This is a genomic window from Streptomyces europaeiscabiei, assembly GCF_036346855.1.
Lineage (GTDB): Bacteria > Actinomycetota > Actinomycetes > Streptomycetales > Streptomycetaceae > Streptomyces > Streptomyces europaeiscabiei.
Genome location: NZ_CP107841.1, coordinates 6,086,474 through 6,107,873, shown reverse-complemented (window position 1 = coordinate 6,107,873; position 21,400 = coordinate 6,086,474). Strand labels below are relative to the sequence as shown.

The following is a 21,400-nucleotide window of genomic DNA, read 5'->3' as shown; positions in this document are numbered from 1 at the left end:
CTGCCTCCTGCCGCCCGAACGCCGACATCTGCTCAACCCGATGGTGCGAGACGATGTTCCCGCAGGCCAGGCAGTTACCCCCACCATCAGTACGCCGATGGCGAACGTGAGACGGCCTTTCCTGCGTGTCGCCCCCTCCCACTAGGGATGTCTTACCCGTAGGCACTGACACTCCATGCCGGATGCACCGGTTCCCTCCGCTAAGGGCGAACACCCTTGCGTCGTCGCATCTCACGGAACGCCCCCTTTCCCGGCACCCTTCGCATACGCTCCGACACCCAGCGTAACTCCGGGGTCCTTCGCACGGTTGCTCCTGACATGGCCATCGTCCCCCTTCCCCGCCGACCGCTCGACCCGAGCGACGACCCGGGCACCGTCGAGCGCGATGTTCCGGGCGACATCGCGTGCGACGCGGTGCGGCAGTGGTACGAGAACGATCTCGGCTGGGCGACCGTGCCCGGGACGCCCGTACATCTCCTTACGGGCCTGCGCTTCGATGTGCTCGACGTACCGGCGGAAGCGGGGGTCGCGGCGCTCAGGCATCTGGGTCCGGTGCCCGGTCCCGGTTCGCCGGTGGCGCTGCGCGGCGGGCGGATGCTGCTGCTGGTCGCGGCGGGCTGCGCGGAGGAGTTGCCGGGTCTGCTGGAGTGGCTGGACTGGGGCGGCCTCGACCTGGACCTCACTGCCGTCGGAACGGGCGGTCACATGGTGGCGCCGACGCCTCCGGGCGGGGCCGGAAGGCTCGCGGGCGGGCGTGGGGAGGCCGGTTCACAGGGGGCCGCCGACTGGCTGCGGCCCCCCGAGCCGGGGTGCGAGGTGGAACCCTCGCTGCCGAGCATGTCGGCGTTGGGAGGCGGTGGGGTCGCCCCCGACCTCGTGCGAGTGGTGGACACGGTGGCGACGCACTGCCACCGCGTCCGGCTGCGGCGCGCGAGCACCGGGCCGTCGGAATCTCAGCCGTTGGCCTTCTCGTAGGCCTCGCGGATGGAGGCGGGGACGCGGCCGCGGTCGTTGACCTCGTAGCCGTTCTCCTTCGCCCAGGCGCGGATGGCCGCGGTGTCCTGGCTGCCGCCGGCGGCGGCACGGGCCTTGCCACGCCCGCCCGAAGCACGGCCTCCGGTACGTCGGCCACCCTTGACGTAGGCGTCGAGAAGGCCGCGAAGCTTGTCCGCGTTGGCGGTCGTGAGGTCGATCTCGTACGTCTTGCCGTCCAGCGCGAACGTCACGGTCTCGTCCGCCTCGCCGCCGTCGAGGTCGTCGACAAGAAGGACCTGAACCTTCTGTGCCACTGGATTTCCTTTCATCGATAACTTCAGGACCGAGGGCCTGCGGCGTGCGCCGCTGTTTCACGTCCCCTGTTATATGCAGTACTGCAGTACGTCGGAAAGCAAACCGCTTTTCCAGGAAAAACACAAACCCCTGGGAGAGACCGGGGAGAGGCTGCGGAGAGGGCGGGGAGCCCGAGGAAGACCGGAAACATGCGCGTTTCGGACATAGGGCACCCGGGCAAGGCGACCCCGGTGGAATAAGGGGCGAGGTTCCCCGATGAACCTCGAGGTTCCTTCCGGATCCCTGACGATCACAGATGCAGAAGCATCCGGCTGTTGCCCAAGGTGTTCGGTTTCACCCGTTCGAGACCGAGGAACTCAGCGACGCCCTCGTCATAGGAACGCAGCAGCTCCGCGTAGACATCGGTGTCGACCGGAGTCTCCCCGATCTCCACGAAGCCGTGCTTCGCGAAGAACTCGACTTCGAAGGTCAGACAGAAAACCCGGCGAACACCCAGCCAGCGAGCGGTGTGGAGCAACTTCTCCAGCAACTGGTGACCGACACCGAGACCCTTGGCGTCCGGGTTCACCGCGAGAGTGCGGACTTCCGCGAGGTCTTCCCACATCACGTGCAGCGCGCCGCAGCCCACGACCTCGGCGTTGTCGTCCCGTTCCGCGACCCAGAACTCCTGGATGTCCTCGTAAAGCGTGACCGTCGCTTTGTCGAGCAGGATGCGGCGCTGGACGAACGAGTCGAGGAGGTGGCGCACGTGCGGGACATCGCTGGTCCGGGCCCGCCTGACGGTGATGGCTTTTGCGGTGACTCCTGGACGCGTTGCTGGCATGAGCGGACGCTATCGCCCGGGGAGATCCGGGGATTCGCCGGGGGTCCCCTGTGTTTCGCCGGACGATTCGGCGGATTCTCCGACGGTTTCAACAGGGGTTTCGACGACCGGGGCGGCCGGCGCGGCCGGTTCCGGTTTGACGGGGTCGGGGCCCTCCACCATGCGTACGGCGTCGGTGAGCGCCTGCCGCTGTTCCTCGCTCATCATCCCGAAGAAGGCGACGAGAGCGGCCGCGGGGTTGTCGCTCTGCGACCAGGCCTCGTTCATCAGTGCGGCCGCGTAGGCGGCGCGGGTGGAGACCGCCTCATAACGATAGGCCCGGCCCTCCGCCTCCCGGCGCACCCAGCCCTTCTGGTGGAGATTGTCCAGAACGGTCATCACCGTGGTGTACGCGATGGACCGTTCCCGCTGGAGGTCTTCCAGGACTTCCCGAACGGTCACCGGGCGGTTCCACTTCCACACCCGCGTCATGACCGCGTCTTCGAGTTCTCCCAATGGGCGAGGCACAGTTCCGCACGGTATCCGAAAGACCCCTGGAAAACAGAACAAAAAGGGCGTACGACTCGAAAAACTCACGAGTCGTACGCCGACGAGGCGGGTCGCGTCAGGCGCCGGTGCCCTTGGGGCGGGTGCCGTCGGCCTGCCGGGCGTTCTCCGCGCGGGCCAGCGCCGCGTCGACGACAGCGTCCTCCTTGGCCTTGTTGGGGCCGCCCTGGGTCTTCACGATCACTCTGATGACGGCGATGAACAGCACGGCCATCACGAAGGGGGGCAGCAGCGCGGAGACGTAGTCCATGGGTCCAGGGTAGCCAGGGCTAGACGGCGGCCAGTTGCTGGGGCGGGTTCGCGGGCGGGGCGGCCGGTCGGCGCTTGGGCGGGAAGACCTCGCCGGGGGTGGGGACGGGGCGGCGGGCCGGGCTCGGGGCGTCGGGCCGGGGGACCGGGCCCGGCTTCTCGGCGGGCTGGGCGGGGCGGGACGGCCGGGCGGGCTTCGGCTGGGCGGGCTCTCCGGCGGCGCCGCGCATGTGTGTGTCCTGTTCCGACAGGCCTCCGGGAAGAGCGGTGAGCCGGAGCCGGGAGCGGCCGGAGCCGGAGCGGGAGGCCGGGACGACCACCACCGACGTGGCCGCGCGCCCCGCGAAGCGGGCGCGCACGTCCTGTTCGGCGAGCGGACGGCAGCGTTCCAGGAGGGCTGCGGCGGCGGGGCTGCCGCGCAGCGCGCGCAGGGCGGCGAGGTCGTCCGGGTGGGGTCGGTACCCGGTGTCCAGGGCCTCCGCGAGGAGCGCGGCGTAGCCCGTGACCGTGCCGGGGAGCGCGGCGCGGTAGCGGGCGAGGTCGGCCAGCAGGAAGGCCCTCAGGCGGGCGTCCTCGCGGGTCGCCTCGTCGACGGACTCGGCGAGCCGGAGGCAGTCCTGCACCTCCTCCGCGGAGACGGGGCTGGGATTGAGGGCGAGGGCGAGGGCACGACGGAGCACACGCAGCTCCTCCGCGCCGAACGCCATGCCGCCGCGGGTTCCGTGGGGCGTGGGCATGCGGCGACGATACGCGCTAATCAGACAAAAGAGATGACCCGACAGTGCGTGGCGCCGGGGTTCCACCCGCGTGGACGGATTTCTTCCGCCCACGCCGCCCCTACCCGTCCCATCCTCCAGGGGCTGCGCCCCTTCGACCCCCGGCTGCGGGTGGGCGGGCTTCTCGCGTGGTTCCCCGCGCCCCTTTTCTCAGGGTCGCGGGGAACCACGCGAACGGGGTCCGGGGCGGAGCCCCGAGGAGGGGACGGGTAGGGGCGGCGGGGGCGGAACAAGCCTCAGAGACGCGACACGTTCCGCTCGTACACCAGCCGCAGCCCGATCAGCGTCAGCCACGGCTCGTGCTCGTCGATGACGGAGGACTCGCCGAGCACCATCGGCGCCAGTCCACCGGTGGCGATGACCGTCACGTCCTCGGGATCGTCGGCGAGTTCGCGGACCATGCGGCTCACGACCCCGTCGACCTGGCCGGCGAACCCGTAGATGATGCCGGACTGCATGGCCTCGACCGTGTTCTTGCCGATCACACTACGGGGACGGGCGACCTCGATCTTGCGGAGCTGGGCACCCCTGACGCCGAGGGCCTCGACGGAGATCTCGATGCCGGGGGCGATGACGCCGCCGACGTACTCGCCGCGCGCACTGACCGCGTCGAACGTCGTGGCCGTACCGAAGTCCACGACGACGGCCGGGCCGCCGTACAGCTCGACGGCGGCGACGGCGTTGATGATGCGGTCGGCGCCGACCTCCTTGGGGTTGTCCGTCAGGATCGGGACGCCCGTCTTCACACCGGGCTCGACGAGGACCGCGGGGACATCGCCGTAGTAGCGGCGGGTCACCTCACGGAGCTCGTGCAGGACGGACGGGACGGTGGCGCAGATCGCGATGCCGTCGATGCCGTCGCCCAGTTCCTCGCCCAGGAGCGGGTGCATGCCCATGAGGCCCTGGAGGAGGACCGCCAGTTCGTCGGCGGTGCGGCGCGCGTCCGTGGAGATGCGCCAGTGTTCGACGATGTCCTCGCCGTCGAACAGACCGAGGACGGTGTGGGTGTTGCCCACGTCGATCGTCAGCAGCATGACCCGTCCCCGCCCTACTCGGCCGCGCGCAGGTCGAGGCCGATGTCCAGGATCGGGGCCGAGTGGGTCAGGGCTCCGACGGCCAGGTAGTCGACGCCCGTGTCCGCGTACGCCTTCGCGTCGGTGAGGGTCAGGCGGCCCGAGGCCTCCAGGGCGGCTCGGCCGGCGACGATCCCCACGGCCTCCTCGCACTCGAGCGGCGTGAAGTTGTCCAGGAGGATCAGGTCGGCACCCGCGTCGAGGACCTCGCGGAGCTGGTGGAGGGTGTCGACCTCGACCTCGATGGGCACCTCGGGGAACATCTCGCGCACGGCCTTGAAGGCCTGGGCGACACCGCCCGCGGCGACCACGTGGTTGTCCTTGACGAGGGCCGCGTCCGAGAGGGACATGCGGTGGTTGACCCCGCCGCCGCAGCGGACCGCGAACTTCTCCAGGGAGCGCAGCCCCGGCGTCGTCTTCCTGGTGTCGCGCACCTTCGCCTTCGTGCCCTCCAGCGCGTCCGCCCACGCGCGCGTGGCGGTCGCGATGCCGGAGAGGCGGCACAGCAGGTTCAGGGCGCTGCGCTCGGCGGTGAGGAGATCGCGGGTGGCGCCGGTGACGCTGAGGAGCTTCTGGCCGTCCTCGACGCGGTCGCCGTCGTCGACGTGCCGCTCGACCTCGAACTCGTCGGTGCAGGCCACCGAGAGGACCGCCTCGGCGATCCTGAGGCCCGCCACGACGCCGCCCTCGCGGGCGGTGAAGTCGGCGGTGGCGCGGGCGTCCTCGGGGATGGTCGCGACCGTGGTCACGTCCACGCCGTGGTCGAGGTCCTCCTGGATGGCGACGTTGGCGATGTCCTCGACCTCCACGGGGTCGAGTCCGGCGTCGGCCAGGAGCTGGGCGAGCGCGGGATCGAGCCCGCACTGCAGGTACTCCTCTTCGGTCGACCCGTCGTCGGCGCCGCAGGCGCAGCCGTCGCCGCAGCCGCCGCCGGAGGCGAGGGGAAGTTCGGGGGTGCTCACGTCTGTCACTGCTCCTGGTGATGCGGCCGGGTCGGGGGGAAGTCTGCGGTATCCGTGGTGTGTACGGCGAGCGTCCGGTCCGGATTCAGCCGTACGACGATGTGGCGGCGCCAGGCGGCGTCGTCGCGCTCGGCGTGGTCCTCGCGCCAGTGGCAGCCGCGGGTCTCCTCGCGCAGCCGGGCGGCGGCGACCAGGACGCGGGCCACGCACAGGAGGTTGGTGGTCTCCCAGGTGTCGACGCCCGGCTCGGCCGTCTTGCCGTGCTCGGCGAGGGCGTCGCGGGCCTGCGCGTGCAGCCGGTCCAGGGCCGCCGCGGCGGTCGCGAGGGAGGCCTCGGAACGCAGGACGCCGGCGCCCTCGGTCATGGTCCGCTGGATCGCGAACCGGATCTCCGGATCGAGCAACGGGTGCGCGGGCTTCTCGGCGTACGGGACGGGCTGGGGCACGCGCGCGTGGAGGCCGTCCCCGGCGTGGGCCGCGGCGATGTCGGCGACGATGCGCTCGGCGTAGACCAGGCCCTCCAGGAGGGAGTTCGAGGCGAGCCGGTTGGCGCCGTGGACGCCGGTGCACGCGACCTCGCCGCAGGCGTAGAGGCCGGGGACGGTGGTGCGGCCGTGGGAGTCGGTGCGGACGCCGCCGGAGGCGTAGTGGGCGGCCGGGGCGACCGGGATGGGCTCGGTGACGGGGTCGAGGCCGTGGGCGCGGCAGGCGGCGAGGATCGTCGGGAAGCGGTGCTCCCACATGTGGGCGCCGAAGTGCCGGGCGTCCAGGTACATGTGCTCGGCGCCCTGCTCCTGCATGCGGCGCATGATGCCCTTGGCGACGATGTCGCGGGGCGCCAGTTCCGCCAGTTCGTGCTGGCCGAGCATGAAGCGGACGCCGTCCGCGTCGACCAGGTGGGCGCCCTCGCCGCGTACCGCCTCGGAGACCAGGGGCTGCTGGCCCTCCGCGTCGGCGCCCAGGAACAGCACGGTCGGGTGGAACTGCACGAATTCGAGGTCGGAGACCTCCGCGCCCGCGCGCAGGGCGAGGGCGACGCCGTCGCCGGTGGAGACGGACGGGTTGGTGGTGGCGGAGAAGACCTGGCCCATGCCGCCGGTGGCGAGGACCACGGCGGGGGCGTGGACGGCCCCCACGCCGTCGTGCTGGCCCTCGCCCATGACATGCAGGGTGACACCGGCGGTGCGGCCGTCGGCGTCCGTCAGGAGGTCCAGGACGAGCGCGTTCTCGACCGTGCGCAGCCCGCGCGCGCGTACGGCCTCGACGAGCGCCCGGGAGATCTCGGCACCGGTCGCGTCGCCGCCCGCGTGGGCGATGCGGCGGCGGTGGTGGCCGCCCTCGCGGGTCAGCTCCAGGCCGCCCTCCTCCGACTCGTCGAAGTGGGCGCCGGTCTCGATCAGGCGGTGCACCGCGTCGGGGCCCTCGGTGACGAGGAGCCGTACGGCCTCCTCGTCGCACAGGCCCGCGCCGGCCACCAGGGTGTCGTCCTGGTGCTGTTCGGGGGTGTCGCCCTCGCCGAGGGCGGCGGCGATGCCGCCCTGGGCCCAGCGGGTGGAGCCGTCGTCGAGGCGGGCCTTGGTGACGACGACCGTACGCAGGCCCGCGGCCTCGCAACGCAGCGCGGCGGTGAGGCCGGCGACGCCCGAGCCGACGACCACGACGTCGGCGGCGACGGACCAGCCGGGGGCGGGGGCGTGCAGTCGTATGCCTGTGCTGGTCACGAGGCGGCTCCGAAGGTCAGGGGGATGTTGTCGATCAGCCGGGTCGTCCCCACCCGGGCCGCGACGGCGAGGACGGCTTCTCCGGTGAAGCCGTCGGGGATGTCGGTGAAGTCGGACGGGTCGACCAGGGCCAGGTAGTCCAGGGTGAGCGGCGGCTTCATGCGCAGGGCCTCGTCGAGGACCAGGCGGGCGGCGGCTCGGACGGCGGCCGGGCCGCCGGGGGCGGCCTTGGACATGGCGTGCGCGTCGGCGGCCGCGCGGGACTCGCCGATCGCGCTCAGTGCCTCGGCACGCGCGCGCGTGGCGGGCACCTCGCGGGCCCGCGCGCGCAGCGCCTCCTGGGCGGCGTGCCGGTCACGGCCCGCGAACAGCGCCTGGGAGAGCGCCAGGGCCGTACGGCGCTCCTCGGTGGACAGATACCGGTTGCGGCTGGACAGGGCCAGGCCGTCGTCCTCGCGGACGGTCGGCACGCCCACGATGTCCATGCCGAAGTTCAGGTCGCGGACCATGCGGCGGATCAGGGCGAGCTGCTGGGCGTCCTTCTGGCCGTAGAGCGCCACGTCGGGGCGGGTGAGGTGGAGCAGCTTGGCGACGACGGTGAGCATGCCGTCGAAGTGGCCGGGGCGGGAGGCCCCCTCCAGGCGCCCGCCCATGGGCCCCGCGGTGACCCGGACCTGCGGTTCGCCGCCCGGGTAGACCTCGTCCGCGGACGGGGCGAACACCACGTCGGCGCCCGACGCTCCGGCGAGCTCCACGTCGGCGTCCAGGGTGCGCGGGTAGCGGTCGAGGTCCTCGCCGGCGCCGAACTGGAGAGGGTTGACGAAGACGGTCACGACGACCTCGCCCGTGCCGCCCGCGATCTCGCGCGCGGTGCGGATCAGGGTGGCGTGGCCCTCGTGCAGGGCGCCCATGGTCATCACGACGGCCCGGCGTCCCGCACGCGCGCGTGTGTGCAGCTCGTCGGCGGTGCGCAGCACGGTGGTGGTCATCGGGCGTCCCCTTCGGTCCCGTCGGTGCCGCCTGCTCCGGTGGCCGTGTCCGTCCCGCCCGCGAGTACCCCGAGGAGGTCCTCGGCCAGCTCCGGCTTGAGCAGGCCGTGGGCGAGGGCCCGGTCGGCGGTCGCGCGGGCCATCGCCAGATACCCGGCGACGGCCGCCGGGGCGTGCGCGCGCAGCTCGGCGATGTGCGCGGCGACCGTGCCCGCGTCCCCGCGCGCGACGGGGCCGGTGAGGGCCGCGTCGCCCGACCTGAGCGCGTTGTCCAGGGCGGCGCCGAGCAGCGGGCCGAGCATGCGGTCGGGGGCGGAGACACCGGCCGTGCGCAGCAGCTCCATGGACTGGGCGACCAGCGTGACCAGGTGGTTGGCGCCCAGGGCGAGGGCCGCGTGGTAGAGCGGGCGGTTCTCCTCGGCGATCCACTCGGGCTCGCCGCCCATCTCGATCACCAGCGCCTCGGCGGCCAGCCTCAGCGCGTCGGGCGCCGTGACCCCGAAGGAGCACCCGGCGAGCCGCTGCACGTCCACCGGCGTCCCCGTGAACGTCATCGCGGGGTGCAGCGCCAGCGGCAGCGCCCCGGCCCTGAGCGCGGGGTCCAGCACCTTCGCGCCGTACCGGCCCGAGGTGTGCACGAGGAGCTGCCCCGGCCGCACGGAGCCGGTCTCGGCGAGGCCCTCGACCAGGCCCGGCAGGGCGTCGTCCGGGACGGTCAGCAGGACCAGGTCCGCGTGTCGCAGCACATCGGCCGGGGACATCAGCGGCACATCGGGCAGCAGTTCGGCGGCGCGTCGCCGGGAGGCGTCGGAGACACCGGAGACGGCCACCGGGCGGTGACCCGCGAGTCGCAGCGCCGCCGCCAGCGCGGGGCCGACGCGGCCGGCGCCCACGACACCGACGGCGAGCCGCGCGGGGCGGTCCTTCGGCTCTGGTTGCTGGAATGTACTCACTCGGTGGTGGCCTTCCCGTTCCAGTCCGCTCTGGGTACCGGACGATTTCTCGTCATGTTAACGCGATTGGTTCGAGGGGCGTTCGGTTGTCCACAGGCTGTGGGCGGTCGCGAGCCGTTTCCGCAGGTCGCCTCCACGGGTCGGGGACGCGGGCCGGGACCACGGGCCGGGTGCACGCGTCACCGGTGCGAAAACCTGGTGCCGGGCGGGACGGGCCGGGGGATGATCCCGGGATGAGTGAGACGGCTGAGACGGCGGAGACCACCGCGGAAGAGGCGGCCACCGAGGAGTCCCCGGCGGCTCTGCGGTACAAACGGCGGCAGGCCGCCCATCGGGCGGCCGAGCGGGTGCTGGCGCGGACGAGTGCGCTGGCGACGCTCCGGGAGCGGCTGGCGCTGCTGGACGCGGCCGACGACGTGTACGACCTGGACGAGACGGCGGACATGTACGGCAACGGGGTCGTCGAGGCCCTGGAGAAGCGGACCGCCGCACTGCTCGGCATGGAGGCCGCCGCGTTCTTCCCGACCGGCACGATGGCCCAGCAGGTGGCCCTGCGCTGCTGGGCGGCCCGCACCGGGAACCCGACCGTCGCCCTGCACGCGCTCGCCCACCCCGAGATGTACGAGCGGCATGCGTTCAGCCAGCTCAGCGGGTTGCGCCCGGTCCGGCTGACGAGCGAGCCACGGCTGCCGACCGCCGACGAGGTCCGCGGTCTCGACGAACCCTTCGGCGCGCTGATGCTCGAACTGCCCCTCAGGGAGGCCGGATTCGTGCTGCCCTCCTGGGAGGAGCTGACGGAGCTCACCGAGGCGGCACGCGAGCGGGACGCGGTGGTCCACTTCGACGGGGCCCGCCTGTGGGAGTCCGCGACCCACTTCGGCCGCCCCGTGGACGAGATCGCGGCCCTCGCCGACAGCGTCTACGTGTCGTACTACAAGTCCCTCGGCGCCTACGGCGGTGCCGCGATCGCCGGCCCCGGGCCCCTCGTCGACGAGGCGAAGGCCTGGCGGCACCGGTACGGCGGCCAGCTCTTCCAGCAGTTCCCCACCGCGCTGTCGGCCCTCGTCGGCCTGGAGCGCGAGCTGCCCCGGCTGCCGGAGTACGTCCGCCATGCGCGCGTGGTCGCCGCCGCGCTGCGCGAGGGGTTCGCGGCGGCGGGGGTGCCGTGGGCCCGCGTGCACCCCGAGCAGCCCCACACCAACGAGTTCCAGGTCTGGCTGCCGTACGAGGTCGACGTCGTCTCCGAGGCCGCGGTCCGACAGGGCGAGCAGACGGCCGCGCTGCTGTTCGCCCGCCCTTGGGACCGTGGCGGGCCGGGGCTGGCCGTCACGGAGATCGAGGTACGGGCCGCCGCGCTGGAGTGGACGGCGGCGGACGTGCGGAGGGCCGTGGCGGACTTCGTGGCGCTGTTGACATCCTCCCCCTCTTAAAAGAGGGGGATTCCAGCCCATTCAGGCTGAGGTTCACGGACGTTCGACCGCTGTGTGGGCGGTGTCGTCCCTCCGGCACCGGCTGTCCGCCGGGGGCGGGGGATCCCGCCCTGTCCTGCCGCGACGTTGATACTGGCGTTGGTGTCAGCGTTGCAGGTGAAGCCGCAGGAGGAACAGACGAACTCGGCTTGGCTCTTGCGCGAGTTCTTGTCGATCCATCCGCAGGCACTGCACCGCAGAGACGTGTACGGGGCGGGGAGTCTTCGACCCGGCCGGGGGCCTTGTGCCCGGTGCGCTGCCGCAGCAGGCCCCAGCCCTGGGCGAGGATCGCCCGGTTCAGTCCGGCCTTGGCCGCGCGGCCGTTCTTGAGGTACTGGCCGGGCTGGTCGGGGTCGGGCTTGGCCTTTGCCCTGGCAGTCATGTTCTTGATGTTCAGCTTCTCGAACCGCACCAGATCGTAGGTGCGGGCGAGCATGGTGCTGGTCTTCTCGCACCAGTCCTTACGCCGGTTCGCCACCCGCGCCTTGAGCCTGGCGGCCTTGGCGTACTCGGCGGTCTTGGCCTTGCCGCCCTTGGGGGCGCGAGCAGCCCGCCGCTGGTGCTTGCGGATCTGCGCCCGCTCGCGGGTGGTGAGCTGGGGACAGTTCAGCTTCCGTCCGTCGCAGAGGGCCGCGGTGACGGTGACACCCCGGTCGATGCCGATCACCTCACCCGTGCCCGGCCCCTCGACCGGGTCGGGGACGACGGCGAACGCGATATGCCACTGCCCGTTGCGGAAGGTGACCCGGAACGTCTTCGCGCCGGGCAGCTTCGCACCTTGCCCTTTGCACTGAGGCGAAAGCGGACCCAGCCGCAACCGGGCACCCTGACCTGAGCCCACCGCCGGTTGAGCCTGTGCACGACCACCGACCGGCCCATCACCTGCCTGCCGGTCTTCGCGTTCAGCTTCGGCGACCCGTCCGCCTGGTACTCCGGTACACGGTCGGTACCGATGCCCCGGAAGCCCTCGTGCCGGAACTTCTTGCGCCAGGTCGGCTCACCGAACCTGGACCTGAAGCGGGCGCTCCTGGCCCGGGCGAAGTCCTTCAACGCCTGCTGCTGCACATCCGCGTTCCCCGAACCCAGCCACTCGCTCTCCCGCCGGGCCTCGGTGAGCTGACGGCACTGCTCCGCGAAACCGGGCGCGCTCCTACGCCACCGACGCCAGTGCGCGTGCTGCTCGACAGCGAGATTCCACACGTACCGGGCGTGCGCGCAGTGCGTGAGCATCCGCTCGGCCTGCGCGCGCGACGGATACATCCGGAAACGTGACATGCCACGAACCTAGACACCCCGTTCCCCTCCCGCGCACGACTTCGATCAACATCACCCGCCCGAGTGACCGGCCCCCTCTTGCCTTCCAGGACACCCCCGCCCACCGGGCCCTCAACCTGCCGGCACCACGAACGGCTCCAGGCCGGCCTCACCACCGTCTCTCCCGAGACGCCCAATCGCCCTGACAGCGAGTCGGCTTTCCCCTGCCGCTACGCGGGAACGGGCATCCACCCCCAGCCCTGAAGGACCGGGCACCCCGCCCGGCAAGCAAGGTGGTGGATCACCCCTGTCCTCCCGCCCGCACCAACCCCGTCTCGTACGCCAGGACGACCACCTGGACGCGGTCGCGGAGGCCCAGCTTGGTGAGGATGCGGCCGACGTGGGTCTTGACCGTGGCCTCGGAGAGGACGAGGCGGGCGGCGATCTCGCCGTTGGAGAGGCCCTGGGCGACCAGCATCATGACCTCGCGTTCACGTTCGGTGAGCCGCTCCAGCTCCTTGTGCTGGGGTTGCGTTCCGGTGCTCGGGAGCATCGGGGCGAACCGGTCGAGCAGGCGCCGTGTGGTGGAGGGCGCGACCACGGCGTCGCCGCTGTGCACGGCACGGATCGCGGCCAGCAGCTCGCCGGGCGGCACATCCTTGAGCATGAAGCCGGAGGCGCCCGCCTTCAGCCCGGAGAAGGCGTACTCGTCGAGGTCGAAGGTGGTCAGGATGAGCACCTTCGGCGGGTTCGGGTCGGCGCAGATGCGGCGGGTGGCCTCGACGCCGTCCAGCTTCGGCATCCGGACGTCCATGAGGACCACGTCCACGTCGGTCGCCCGTACGACCTGCAGGGCCTCGACGCCGTCGCCCGCCTCCGCGACGACCTCCATGTCCGGCTGGGCCGCCAGCACCATCCGGAACCCGGTGCGCAGCAGCACCTGGTCGTCGACGAGCATTACGCGGATCGCCATCGGGTCCTCTTCCGTGTCTACAGCAGGTCTACAGCAGGTCCACAAGTGCCAGTGAGTGGCATGACCGTGTCAGTGTGCGGGCTTCAGGGGCAGCAGCGCGCTGATCCGGAAGCCGCCGCCGGGGCGGGGGCCCGCGTCCAGCGTGCCGCCGACCATACCGACGCGCTCACGCATGCCGATGAGACCGTGCCCCTGGCCGTCGGCGCCGCCCTCCTCGTACAGCTCGTGGGGCGCCCCCTTGCCGTCGTCCTCGACGAGCAGTCCGAGGCCGTCGTCGAAGTAGACCAGCCGGACGCTCGCACCGGTGTTCGGGCCGCCGTGCTTGCGGGTGTTGGTGAGGGCCTCCTGGACGATGCGGTACGCCGTCAGCTCCACGCCGCTGGGCAGCGGGCGCGGGGTGCCCTCGATCTTGAAGTCGACGGGCAGGCCGGCCACCCGGCACTGCTCGACGAGGTCGTCGATCTGCTCGACATCGGGCTGGGGGACGTACTCGCCGACCTCCTTGTGCTCACCGGTGCGCAGCACGCCGAGCAGGCGGCGCATCTCGGCGAGGGCCTGCCGGCCGGTGGAGGAGATGGTCTCCAGAGCCTTCCTCGCCTGGTCGGGGGCGGCGTCGAGGACGTACGCGGCGCCGTCGGCCTGGACGACCATGACGGAGACGTTGTGCGCGACGACGTCGTGCAGTTCCCGGGCGATCCGGGCGCGCTCGGCGGCGACCGCGACCTTGGCCTGGGCCTCGCGCTCCTTCTCCAGCCGGGCGGCGCGCTCCTCCAGCTGCGCGAAGTACGCGCGGCGGGTGCGCAGGGAGTCGCCGAGCACCCAGGCCAGGGCGAACGGCACGGTCAGGACCACCGCGAGCACCGCGTTACCCAGCGTGCTCGTCTGCTGCTCGGTCCAGCGCAGCTGCGCCAGCGATGCCGCGCAGAGGCCGCCGCCCAGGGCGAACCAGGAGGCCCAGCGGGCACCGTTCGCCGCGACCGTGTAGATGACCACGAGCATCGCGAAGTCGGCCGGGATTCTCGGCACGTCGAGGATCAGCTGCGCGAAGCCCGCCGCGGCGGCCAGCATCAGCATCTTCTCGGGCATGCGGCGCCGCAGGGCGATCGACAGGCACAGGGCGAGCGAGATCACCGCGAACGCGGTGTCGTTCATGTCGTTCGCATAGTCAGTGGCGATCGCTCCGCTGACCATGGTCGTCCCGAGCAGGACGACGGCCCAGAAGCTGTCGACCCATGTCGGGTGTCGGCGGAAGAAGTCATAGAGGCGCTGCACGTGACCCAGCGTAGGGATGCGCGCGGTGTGCCGGGGTCAACCGGAGGGTCGATCCGTGACCGGGCCACGTACTCCCCAAGGTGGAGGTCGTGTTACCCGTTCCGCTTAGCCTGACGTGATGATGGATCGCCCAACAGCTCGGGAGGGCCTCTCGTCGTGCGGCTGCGGGTCGTCCGCGGCCGGCCGCGCCCACGGGGCGGAGCCCTCTGGGTCACAGTCCCGCGCGCCCGGTGAGGCTCAGCCCTGGCGTTGCTGGCGCGCGGCGGCCCATGAGGCCCTGTACGGGCCCGGCGGCTTCTACCTGCGGCCGGAGGGGCCCGCAGGGCATTTCCGGACCTCCGTGCACGCGTCCTCGCTCTTCGCCTCGGCCGTGGCGCGGTTGCTGTGCCGGGTGGACGAGGCGTTGGGACGGCCGGACGGGCTGGGGTTCGTGGACATGGCCGCCGGGCGGGGCGAACTGGTGAGCGGGGTGCTGGCCGCGCTCCCCTCCGGTGTGGCGAAGCGCACGCGCGCGTACGCCGTCGAACTCGCCGACCGGCCCGTCGGCCTCGACGACCGCGTCGAGTGGCTCGCGGCCCCGCCGGAGGGGATCACCGGGCTGCTGTTCGCCAACGAGTGGCTGGACAACGTGCCCGTGGAGGTCGTCGAGGTGGACGCGGCGGGCGCAGCGCGGCTGGTGCTCGTACGGGAGGACGGGAGCGAGCTGCTCGGGGAGCCCGTCGGCGGGGAGGACGCCCGGTGGCTGGACCGGTGGTGGCCGCTGGACCCTCAGGAGGGGCTGCGGGCCGAGATCGGGCTGCCCCGGGACCACGCGTGGGCCGCCGCCGTGGCGGGCGTCGACCGGGGGCTCGCCGTCGCCGTCGACTACGCGCACCTCGCGGGGTCACGGCCGCCGTTCGGGACGCTCACGGGGTTCCGGGAGGGGCGGGAGACGAGGCCGGTGCCGGACGGGTCGTGCGACATCACCGCGCATGTGGCGCTGGACGCGTGCGCTCTGCCGGGGGCGCGGCCGCTCACCCAGCGGGACGCCCTGCGCGCCCTGGGGGTCTCCGGTGGCCGTCCCCCGCTGTCCCTGGCGGCCGACGACCCGGCGGCGTACGTACGGGCCCTCGCGGGCGCGGGCGAGGCCGCCGAGCTGACCGCGCCGGGCGGGCTGGGCGACTTCGGGTGGCTGGTCCAGCCGGTCGGCGTCCCGGACCCCTTCGACGCCCCGGACCCGCTCGGCGTCCCGGACCCGCTCGGCGACGGCGGCTGACACCGCCGGGCGGCGGTCCCTACTTGTCGATGTCCCCCACCACGAAGAAGAGCGACCCCAGGATCGCCACCATGTCGGCCACCAGGGTTCCCGGCAGCAGTTCGGTGAGGGCCTGGATGTTGTTGTACGAGGCGGAGCGGAGCTTCAGGCGGTACGGGGTCTTCTCGCCCTTGCTGACGAGGTAGTAGCCGTTAATGCCGAGGGGGTTCTCGGTCCAGGCGTAGGTGTGGCCCTCGGGGGCCTTGAGGACCTTGGGGAGGCGCTGGTTGATCGGGCCGGGCGGGAGGTCGGCGAGGCGGTCGAGGCAGGCGTCGGCGAGGGCGAGGGCGTTGTGGGTCTGCTCCAGCAGGCACTCGAAGCGGGCGAGGCAGTCGCCCTCGTCACGGGTGACGACCTTCAGGACGTCCTGGAGGTCGCCGTACGCGAGGTACGGCTCGTCGCGCCGCAGGTCGAAGTCGACGCCCGAGGCGCGGGCGATCGGGCCGCTGACGCCGTACGCGTGCACGGCCTCCGGGGAGAGGACGCCCACGTCCCGGGTGCGGCCCCGGAAGATCTCGTTGCCGAGGACCAGGTCGTCGAAGACGCCCATGCGGGAGCGGACGTCCGCGACCGCTGTCCGCGCGCGTGAGGTCCAGCCCGCCGGGAGGTCCTCCTTGAGGCCTCCGACACGGTTGAACATGTAGTGCATGCGCCCGCCAAAGATCTCCTCCATGACGTTCTGGAGCTCCTCGCGCTCCCGGAAGGCATAGAAGACCGGGGTGATGCCGCCCAGCTCCAGCGGGTACGAGCCGAGGAACATCAGGTGGTTCAGGACCCGGTTCAGCTCGGCGAGGAGCGTGCGCATCCAGACCGCGCGCTCGGGGACCTCCATGCCGAGCATGCGTTCGACGCCGAGGACGACGCCGAGCTCGTTGGAGAAGGCGGAGAGCCAGTCGTGGCGGTTGGCGAGCATGATGATCTGGCGGTAGTCGCGCGCCTCGAAGAGCTTCTCCGCGCCCCGGTGCATATAGCCGATGACCGGTTCGGCGTGCCGGATGCGCTCTCCGTCGAGGACGAGCCGCAGCCGCAGCACACCGTGGGTGGACGGATGCTGCGGGCCGATGTTGAGCACCATGTCCGTGCTCTCGGCGGCACCGCCGATACCGACCGTCGTCTCTCGGGTCTCCGTCGGGGGAGTCATGAACACAGTCTGTCGTACGTACGCTGGCGGGATGGAGACGGGGACCTTGGAGGACGGCGCCGAGCGCGCGGAGGGTGAACCGGTCTGGACGGGACTGCCGCCCGGACTGTTGCGGATGAGGCGGCTGCTGCTGGTGGTGTGGCTGGGGCCGATCACCGTCGGTACGGCCGTGCTGCTGGGCCGGCTGGCGGGCCCGGCCTGGGCGGCGTTCGCGCTGCTGCCGCTGGGCCTGCTGCTGTGGGGCTGGCCGATGCTGGGCCGCAACTGGCGGTCCTGGCGGTATGCCGAACGGGCGGACGACCTGCTGATCAGCCGGGGTGTGCTCTGGCGCGAGGAGACCGTGGTGCCGTACGGGCGCATGCAGCTGGTCGAGGTGACGTCCGGGCCCGTGGAGCGCCACTTCAACCTGGCGAGCGTGCAGCTCCACACGGCCGCGGCCGCCACGGACGCGCGCATCCCCGGCCTCGCCCCGGCCGAGGCCGAACGCCTCCGCGACCACCTCACCCAACTGGGCGAGGCCCGATCGGCGGGGCTGTGACGGTGCCGGCCCAGGACGCGGACGACGCGGTACGGGCGGAGCGGGGGGAGCGAGGGGAGCGGGGGGAGCGGGGGGAGCGGCCGGAGGATGGTGCCGAGCGCGAGCCGGGTCCCGCGGCGGTGAACGGGCCGGGCGAAGCGCCCGAGGCCGGGGACAGGCCTCGCGACGCGGTGGAGGCAGGGGCCGGGGACGTCGGCAGGGCGGGCGGGAAGCCGGTCGTCGAGCAGCGGCTGCATCCGGTGACGCCGTTGCGGCGGGCGTGGGCGCCGGTGGCGGTGCTGATCGGGTGGGCCGTGCACGATCCGGACGGGGCGCAGCGCAACCTGATGCGGCTCGACACGACGACCCTGCTGATCGCGGTCGCGGTGTTCATCCCGGCCGCCGCCCTGTACGGCTTCCTGACCTGGTGGTTCACCCACTTCGCGGTGACCGACAGCGAACTGCGCATCCGTACCGGGCTGTTGTTCCGCCGCACCGCCCACATCCGCCTCGAACGCATTCAGGCCATCGACGTCACCCGCCCGCTGCTGGCCCGGATCGCGGGCGTCGCCAAACTCAAACTCGACGTCGTCGGCACCGACAAGAAGGACGAGCTGGCGTACCTCGGCGAGGCGCACGCCGGTGCCCTGCGGGCCGAACTCCTCGCCCGCGCCGCCGGTTTCGCGCCGGAGACCGCGCACGAGGTCGGCGAGGCGCCCGTACGGGAACTGCTGAAGGTCCCGGCGGGGGCGCTGGCCATGTCCCTCGTCCTGACCGGCGCCACCTGGGTGTCCCTGGTGGGCGCGGTCGTCGTGCCGTCCGTGCTGTGGTTCGCCACGGAGAGCGTGTGGACCGTCCTCGCGACCGCGCTGCCGCTGCTCGGCGCGGCCGGGGCGAGCAGTGTGGGGCGGTTCGTCGGAGAGTACGACTGGACGGTCGGAGACTCCCCCGACGGGCTCCGCATCGACCACGGGCTCCTCGACCGGGCCCACGAGACGGTCCCGCCCGGCCGCGTGCAGACCGTACGCATCGTCGAACCGCTGCTGTGGCGGCGCCGCGGGTGGGTCCGGGTGGAGCTGGACGTGGCCGGCTCCACGAACTCCGTCCTCGTGCCGGTCGCACCGCGCGAGGTGGCCGAGGCCGTGATAGCGCGGGTGCTGCCGGGGGTGAACGTGCCGGACGCGGCGGCGCTCGTACGGCCGCCCGGCCGGGCGCGGTGGTGCCTGCCGTTGTGGTGGCGGGGGTACGGGCTGGCCGTGAGCGACACGGTGTTCGCAGCGCGGCACGGGCTGCTGCGGCGCCGGCTCGACCTCGTGCCGCATGCGAAGGTGCAGAGCGTACGGCTGTCGCAGGGACCCTGGGAGCGGTACAAGGGGCTCGCCGACGTCCACGTCGACACCGGTGCCAACAAGACCGTCACCGCGCGGTTGCGGGACGCGGGTGAGGCGGCGGAGCTGTTGCGGGCGCAGGCGGAACGGTCGCGGACCGGGCGGCGGGAGGCTCTGCCGGATCGGTGGATGAGTTAGGCGCTTCTGATGGCTCTTGGTCGGAGAACATCCGGCCGATCGGCGCCGCGCGAGGCGACTCGTGAGGCCCCGGCTGCCTCACCGGACTCGTCCGTAACCGCTCACGAACGGCTTCAAGAGCCGTCAGAAACGGCCTGGCGCCGGGGCGGCGGGCGCGGGCGACGGTCGGTGCGTGGGGCGCCCCGTGGCTCCGGCTGGGCGGGGGTGGGCATACGCGCACCGGCGCTTGCCGGGTGCCGGCGCGCCCCCTCCCCCACTCTCGGCCTCGCTCGAGCGGGAGGTGCCCCCAGCGCCCCAGCGCCCCAGCGCCCCAGCGCCCCAGCGCCCCAGCGGCACGATGGCCCGCGGCCAGGTACAGGTGGCGGTGGGCGGTGGGCGGTGGGCGGTGGGCCAGGGCGCCCCGGCGGCTAGGACGCTGCCGTGCGCAGGCCCTGTACGTCGATCTGTTCTGTTTCGTCGTGGGCCGTGAGGTCGATGACCTGGCCGACGCCACGGGTCGCCTCGTCGGCGAGCTTGAACCGGGCCTCGGACTCGGCCTTGTGGAGCGCGAGGGCCTCCTGGCCGACCACGTCGGCGAGGTCCTCGTTCTGTACCGCCTCCAGGGCGTCCGCACCGTTCTGCGTACCGAAGAAGTCGAACCCGCCCTCGACGGCCGCCCGCCGCTGCGGCGCGGCCGGAACAACGGCCACGGCGGTGGGCACCGTGAAGTGACCGGCCGGCGGAAGCGCGGGCAGCACCGGCGGAGCGGCCGGCTCCGCCTGCTGCCCGTGCCCGACACGCCCCGACGGCTCCACCCGCGTCAGCTCACCCACACCCGTCGACAGCGCCGGAGCGGAAACCGCGGGTACGGGCGTGGCGGCCGCGCGCTCATGCCCACGGACCGCCACGGACTTCCCCGCGGCCCCGTCCTCCTCGGAGGTGAGCACCGGAACCGGCTCCTCCACCGCCTGGGCGGAACGTCCCTGCCGAGTGCCCCCATCGGTCGGCCCGTCCGGGTCACCCTTGGGAGAAGGGCCCTTGGGAGAAGGCCCCTTGGGGGAACCCTCCTTCGGCGCCTGCCCCTTGGGGGAACCCTCCTTCGGCGCCTGCCCCTTGGCGGGCTCGGCCGGGGCGGACTCGTCGACCGTCGCGTCGACCGACTCCTCGGTCTGTACGTCGGCGGAGTCGGCAACGGCGTGGTCGGCGGACTCGCCCCTGACCTCGGAGGCGTTCCCCTCTTCGGTACCGGGGCCTTCGGAATCGACGCCGGCGTCCGCGGTGGCATCGGCCTCCGCGCCGACACCGGCCTCCGCAGCGTCGCCACGAGTGTCCGCCTCGGCACCGGCCTCGGGCTCGGGCTCGGCCTCGGGCTCGGACGTGAACCCAGGCGCGGTGGCGGACACGGTCTCCGTCTCGGATCCAGCCTCGGACTCGCCCGCAGTCACGGACCCGCCGTCGGCCTCGGACACAGCCTCGTCCTCAACCGCAGCCGCAGCCGCGGCCCCATCCTCAGCCACAGCCTCGATCTCGGTTTCGATCCCGGTCTCGACCACCACGTCGGCACCGGCCCCGGCCGCACCCTCGCTCGCGGCCCCGATCCCGGCCTGGGCCTCGGCCCCCGCCTCGACCCCGGTCCCGACCCCGGCTTCCGTCTCGGACTCGGCGTCGGCCTCGGCCCCGCCCGGACCCTGCACCGAGCCCCGCTGGGTGATGATCCGGTCCAACGCCGAGTTCGCGCGCAGGAAGAGCGCGGAACCGGACGATGAGAACACCGCGGGGCCCGACTTCTTCGCCCCAGAGCCGTCCCCGTCCGCGTCGGCCTCCGCGTCGGCGCCGTCGTCGACACCACTCTCGGCAGCGGCATCCGCACCCGCTTCGGCCGAGGAGGCCACAGCCCTGCCCTTCGGTGCCTGAGCCGACTTGGCCGCCTTCGCCGCGGCCTTGGAGGCCGTCTCCCAAGAAGCCCAGGGCGCCCCCGCCGCCGGAACCCCCTGCGGCGGCACCGGCGAAGCCTGAACCGCCGTGGTGGCCTCGTCGCCCTCGCTCGCGTCCTCGCCCGCACCGGCCGCCGACAGCTCCGGCGCCTCCTCCGGAGCGATCGCCTCGATCTCCAGCAGGCGGCGGCCCTCAAGGGCGCTGGCCCGCTCGGTCTCGGCGGTGGCGTAGCGGCGCAGCAGCGCGGCGTGCTCGTTGCGGAGGTTGGCGAGTTCGGTGCGCTTGGCGCGAAGTTTGTGCTCCAGCTTGGTGCGCAGCTCGCGCGACTCGTCGAGGTCGGTCTCCAGTTCGGCGGCCTTCTCCTCGTGACGCCACTCGTCGCTCGCCCGCGCGCGCGTGAGGTCGGCGACGCGCTTGCCCGCCTCGACGTCCCAGCGGCGCATGACAGCCGCGCCCACGGCCGCGGTCGCCGCCGCGACGGCAGCGGTGACCCGGAGCACCGACGGCTCGGAGAACACCCAGGGCCCGAGGGCGCAGACGAGCGAAACGCCTGCGATCGCCGTGGGGGGCAGCAGCCTGTGCAGAGGAGGTGAATGGCGGTGACGTCCACGTGGCATGGCCAGAAACTTACCGCGCGTAGGCGAATGATGGAGCCCCG

21 protein-coding genes and 1 pseudogene are annotated in these 21,400 nt (G+C 72.7%); 6 read left to right on the top strand and 16 right to left on the bottom strand.

Going from position 1 to position 21,400, the window contains the following annotated elements; all coding sequences use genetic code 11:
* The first annotated feature begins 318 nt into the window (after positions 1–318).
* A complete protein-coding gene (locus tag OG858_RS26730; protein ID WP_086746554.1) occupies positions 319–975 on the top strand; it encodes an SCO3374 family protein in 657 nt (218 codons plus the stop codon).
* Here OG858_RS26730 and OG858_RS26725 read toward each other — a convergent pair.
* From OG858_RS26725 to OG858_RS26680, 10 genes are all read right to left on the bottom strand, one after another.
* A complete protein-coding gene (locus tag OG858_RS26725) occupies positions 954–1,289 on the bottom strand; it encodes a histone-like nucleoid-structuring protein Lsr2 (RefSeq protein ID WP_086746555.1) in 336 nt (111 codons plus the stop codon). The genes OG858_RS26730 and OG858_RS26725 overlap by 22 nt on opposite strands.
* Positions 1,290–1,579: 290 nt before the next feature.
* On the bottom strand, positions 1,580–2,113 hold the full coding sequence (locus OG858_RS26720; protein ID WP_046705119.1) for an amino-acid N-acetyltransferase: 534 nt from the start codon (positions 2,111–2,113) through the stop codon (positions 1,580–1,582).
* Positions 2,114–2,122: 9 nt separating this feature from the next.
* Positions 2,123–2,584 (bottom strand): BlaI/MecI/CopY family transcriptional regulator, encoded by a 462-nt coding sequence (locus OG858_RS26715; RefSeq protein WP_373420767.1) that lies wholly within the window; start codon positions 2,582–2,584, stop codon positions 2,123–2,125.
* 133 nt (positions 2,585–2,717) lie between these two features.
* Positions 2,718–2,909, bottom strand: a complete 192-nt coding sequence (locus OG858_RS26710) for a hypothetical protein (RefSeq protein ID WP_319065488.1) — start codon at positions 2,907–2,909, stop codon at positions 2,718–2,720.
* A 19-nt stretch (positions 2,910–2,928) separates the two neighbouring features.
* Entirely contained in the window at positions 2,929–3,615 is a 687-nt protein-coding gene (locus tag OG858_RS26705; protein WP_319065626.1) for a hypothetical protein, read from the bottom strand.
* A gap of 305 nt (positions 3,616–3,920) precedes the next feature.
* Positions 3,921–4,718 (bottom strand): type III pantothenate kinase, encoded by a 798-nt coding sequence (locus OG858_RS26700; protein WP_086750217.1) that lies wholly within the window; start codon positions 4,716–4,718, stop codon positions 3,921–3,923.
* Positions 4,719–4,732: 14 nt separating this feature from the next.
* Positions 4,733–5,719: a carboxylating nicotinate-nucleotide diphosphorylase gene (gene nadC / locus OG858_RS26695; RefSeq protein WP_086750216.1), complete on the bottom strand. Its 987-nt coding sequence runs from the start codon at positions 5,717–5,719 to the stop codon at positions 4,733–4,735.
* Between the two features lie 5 nt (positions 5,720–5,724).
* Positions 5,725–7,440 carry an L-aspartate oxidase gene (locus tag OG858_RS26690; protein ID WP_319262537.1) on the bottom strand — a complete coding sequence of 572 codons (1,716 nt, stop codon included), beginning with the start codon at positions 7,438–7,440 and terminating at the stop codon, positions 5,725–5,727.
* The gene (gene panC, locus OG858_RS26685; protein WP_327724656.1) at positions 7,437–8,429 is read right to left on the bottom strand and encodes a pantoate--beta-alanine ligase; all 993 of its coding nucleotides are present in this window, start codon (positions 8,427–8,429) and stop codon (positions 7,437–7,439) included. Before panC ends, OG858_RS26690 begins: the two co-directional genes overlap by 4 nt.
* Positions 8,426–9,382: a Rossmann-like and DUF2520 domain-containing protein gene (locus OG858_RS26680; protein WP_037702435.1), complete on the bottom strand. Its 957-nt coding sequence runs from the start codon at positions 9,380–9,382 to the stop codon at positions 8,426–8,428. Before OG858_RS26680 ends, panC begins: the two co-directional genes overlap by 4 nt.
* Positions 9,383–9,615: 233 nt before the next feature.
* On the opposite strand from OG858_RS26680, the gene OG858_RS26675 reads away from it, so the two are divergent.
* Entirely contained in the window at positions 9,616–10,812 is a 1,197-nt protein-coding gene (locus OG858_RS26675; RefSeq protein ID WP_319065489.1) for a threonine aldolase family protein, read from the top strand.
* Here OG858_RS26675 and OG858_RS26670 read toward each other — a convergent pair.
* The gene (locus OG858_RS26670) at positions 10,809–11,306 is read right to left on the bottom strand and encodes a zinc ribbon domain-containing protein (RefSeq protein WP_327745876.1); all 498 of its coding nucleotides are present in this window, start codon (positions 11,304–11,306) and stop codon (positions 10,809–10,811) included. The two genes, OG858_RS26675 and OG858_RS26670, sit on opposite strands and share 4 nt — an antisense overlap.
* Positions 11,285–11,518, bottom strand: a pseudogene (locus OG858_RS26665) (transposase); the annotation flags it as partial. The gene OG858_RS26670 and the pseudogene OG858_RS26665, both read right to left, overlap by 22 nt.
* 180 nt (positions 11,519–11,698) lie before the next feature.
* Between OG858_RS26665 and OG858_RS26660 the strand changes: the two are divergent.
* The gene (locus tag OG858_RS26660; protein ID WP_327745953.1) at positions 11,699–11,971 is read left to right on the top strand and encodes a hypothetical protein; all 273 of its coding nucleotides are present in this window, start codon (positions 11,699–11,701) and stop codon (positions 11,969–11,971) included.
* A 435-nt stretch (positions 11,972–12,406) separates the two neighbouring features.
* Here OG858_RS26660 and OG858_RS26655 read toward each other — a convergent pair whose 3' ends face one another.
* Together OG858_RS26655 and OG858_RS26650 are read right to left on the bottom strand one after the other, a co-directional pair.
* The gene (locus OG858_RS26655) at positions 12,407–13,078 is read right to left on the bottom strand and encodes a response regulator transcription factor (protein ID WP_086748206.1); all 672 of its coding nucleotides are present in this window, start codon (positions 13,076–13,078) and stop codon (positions 12,407–12,409) included.
* A gap of 69 nt (positions 13,079–13,147) precedes the next feature.
* A complete protein-coding gene (locus tag OG858_RS26650) occupies positions 13,148–14,350 on the bottom strand; it encodes a sensor histidine kinase (protein ID WP_086748207.1) in 1,203 nt (400 codons plus the stop codon).
* A 121-nt stretch (positions 14,351–14,471) separates the two neighbouring features.
* Here OG858_RS26650 and OG858_RS26645 point away from each other — a divergent pair, with 121 nt between their 5' ends.
* Positions 14,472–15,605 carry an SAM-dependent methyltransferase gene (locus OG858_RS26645; protein WP_408059489.1) on the top strand — a complete coding sequence of 378 codons (1,134 nt, stop codon included), beginning with the start codon at positions 14,472–14,474 and terminating at the stop codon, positions 15,603–15,605.
* A gap of 19 nt (positions 15,606–15,624) precedes the next feature.
* Here the strand turns inward: OG858_RS26645 and OG858_RS26640 are convergent, their stop codons facing one another.
* A complete protein-coding gene (locus tag OG858_RS26640) occupies positions 15,625–16,785 on the bottom strand; it encodes an NADH-quinone oxidoreductase subunit D (RefSeq protein WP_328544347.1) in 1,161 nt (386 codons plus the stop codon).
* A gap of 31 nt (positions 16,786–16,816) precedes the next feature.
* Between OG858_RS26640 and OG858_RS26635 the strand changes: the two genes are divergently transcribed.
* Both OG858_RS26635 and OG858_RS26630 read left to right on the top strand, forming a co-directional pair.
* Positions 16,817–17,323 carry a PH domain-containing protein gene (locus OG858_RS26635; protein ID WP_086748209.1) on the top strand — a complete coding sequence of 169 codons (507 nt, stop codon included), beginning with the start codon at positions 16,817–16,819 and terminating at the stop codon, positions 17,321–17,323.
* A 170-nt stretch (positions 17,324–17,493) separates the two neighbouring features.
* Positions 17,494–18,828 carry a PH domain-containing protein gene (locus tag OG858_RS26630; RefSeq protein WP_319262805.1) on the top strand — a complete coding sequence of 445 codons (1,335 nt, stop codon included), beginning with the start codon at positions 17,494–17,496 and terminating at the stop codon, positions 18,826–18,828.
* Between the two features lie 407 nt (positions 18,829–19,235).
* Here OG858_RS26630 and OG858_RS26625 read toward each other — a convergent pair whose 3' ends face one another.
* Entirely contained in the window at positions 19,236–21,359 is a 2,124-nt protein-coding gene (locus tag OG858_RS26625; RefSeq protein WP_328544348.1) for a prolipoprotein diacylglyceryl transferase, read from the bottom strand.
* Between the last annotated feature and the right edge of the window lie 41 nt (positions 21,360–21,400).

Bases quoted from the DNA above. Each gene is read 5' to 3' on its own strand.
- OG858_RS26655 (WP_086748206.1), bottom strand. From the start codon at position 13,078: ATGGCGATCCGCGTAATGCTCGTCGACGACCAGGTGCTGCTGCGCACC.
- OG858_RS26720 (WP_046705119.1), bottom strand. From the start codon at position 2,113: ATGCCAGCAACGCGTCCAGGAGTCACCGCAAAAGCCATCACCGTCAGG.
- panC (WP_327724656.1), bottom strand. From the start codon at position 8,429: ATGACCACCACCGTGCTGCGCACCGCCGACGAGCTGCACACACGCGCG.
- OG858_RS26710 (WP_319065488.1), bottom strand. From the start codon at position 2,909: ATGGACTACGTCTCCGCGCTGCTGCCCCCCTTCGTGATGGCCGTGCTG.
- OG858_RS26640 (WP_328544347.1), bottom strand. From the start codon at position 16,785: ATGACTCCCCCGACGGAGACCCGAGAGACGACGGTCGGTATCGGCGGT.
- OG858_RS26730 (WP_086746554.1), top strand. From the start codon at position 319: ATGGCCATCGTCCCCCTTCCCCGCCGACCGCTCGACCCGAGCGACGAC.
- OG858_RS26625 (WP_328544348.1), bottom strand. From the start codon at position 21,359: ATGCCACGTGGACGTCACCGCCATTCACCTCCTCTGCACAGGCTGCTG.
- OG858_RS26645 (WP_408059489.1), top strand. From the start codon at position 14,472: ATGGATCGCCCAACAGCTCGGGAGGGCCTCTCGTCGTGCGGCTGCGGG.
- OG858_RS26675 (WP_319065489.1), top strand. From the start codon at position 9,616: ATGAGTGAGACGGCTGAGACGGCGGAGACCACCGCGGAAGAGGCGGCC.
- OG858_RS26700 (WP_086750217.1), bottom strand. From the start codon at position 4,718: ATGCTGCTGACGATCGACGTGGGCAACACCCACACCGTCCTCGGTCTG.
- OG858_RS26715 (WP_373420767.1), bottom strand. From the start codon at position 2,584: ATGACGCGGGTGTGGAAGTGGAACCGCCCGGTGACCGTTCGGGAAGTC.
- OG858_RS26705 (WP_319065626.1), bottom strand. From the start codon at position 3,615: ATGGCGTTCGGCGCGGAGGAGCTGCGTGTGCTCCGTCGTGCCCTCGCC.
- OG858_RS26635 (WP_086748209.1), top strand. From the start codon at position 16,817: ATGGAGACGGGGACCTTGGAGGACGGCGCCGAGCGCGCGGAGGGTGAA.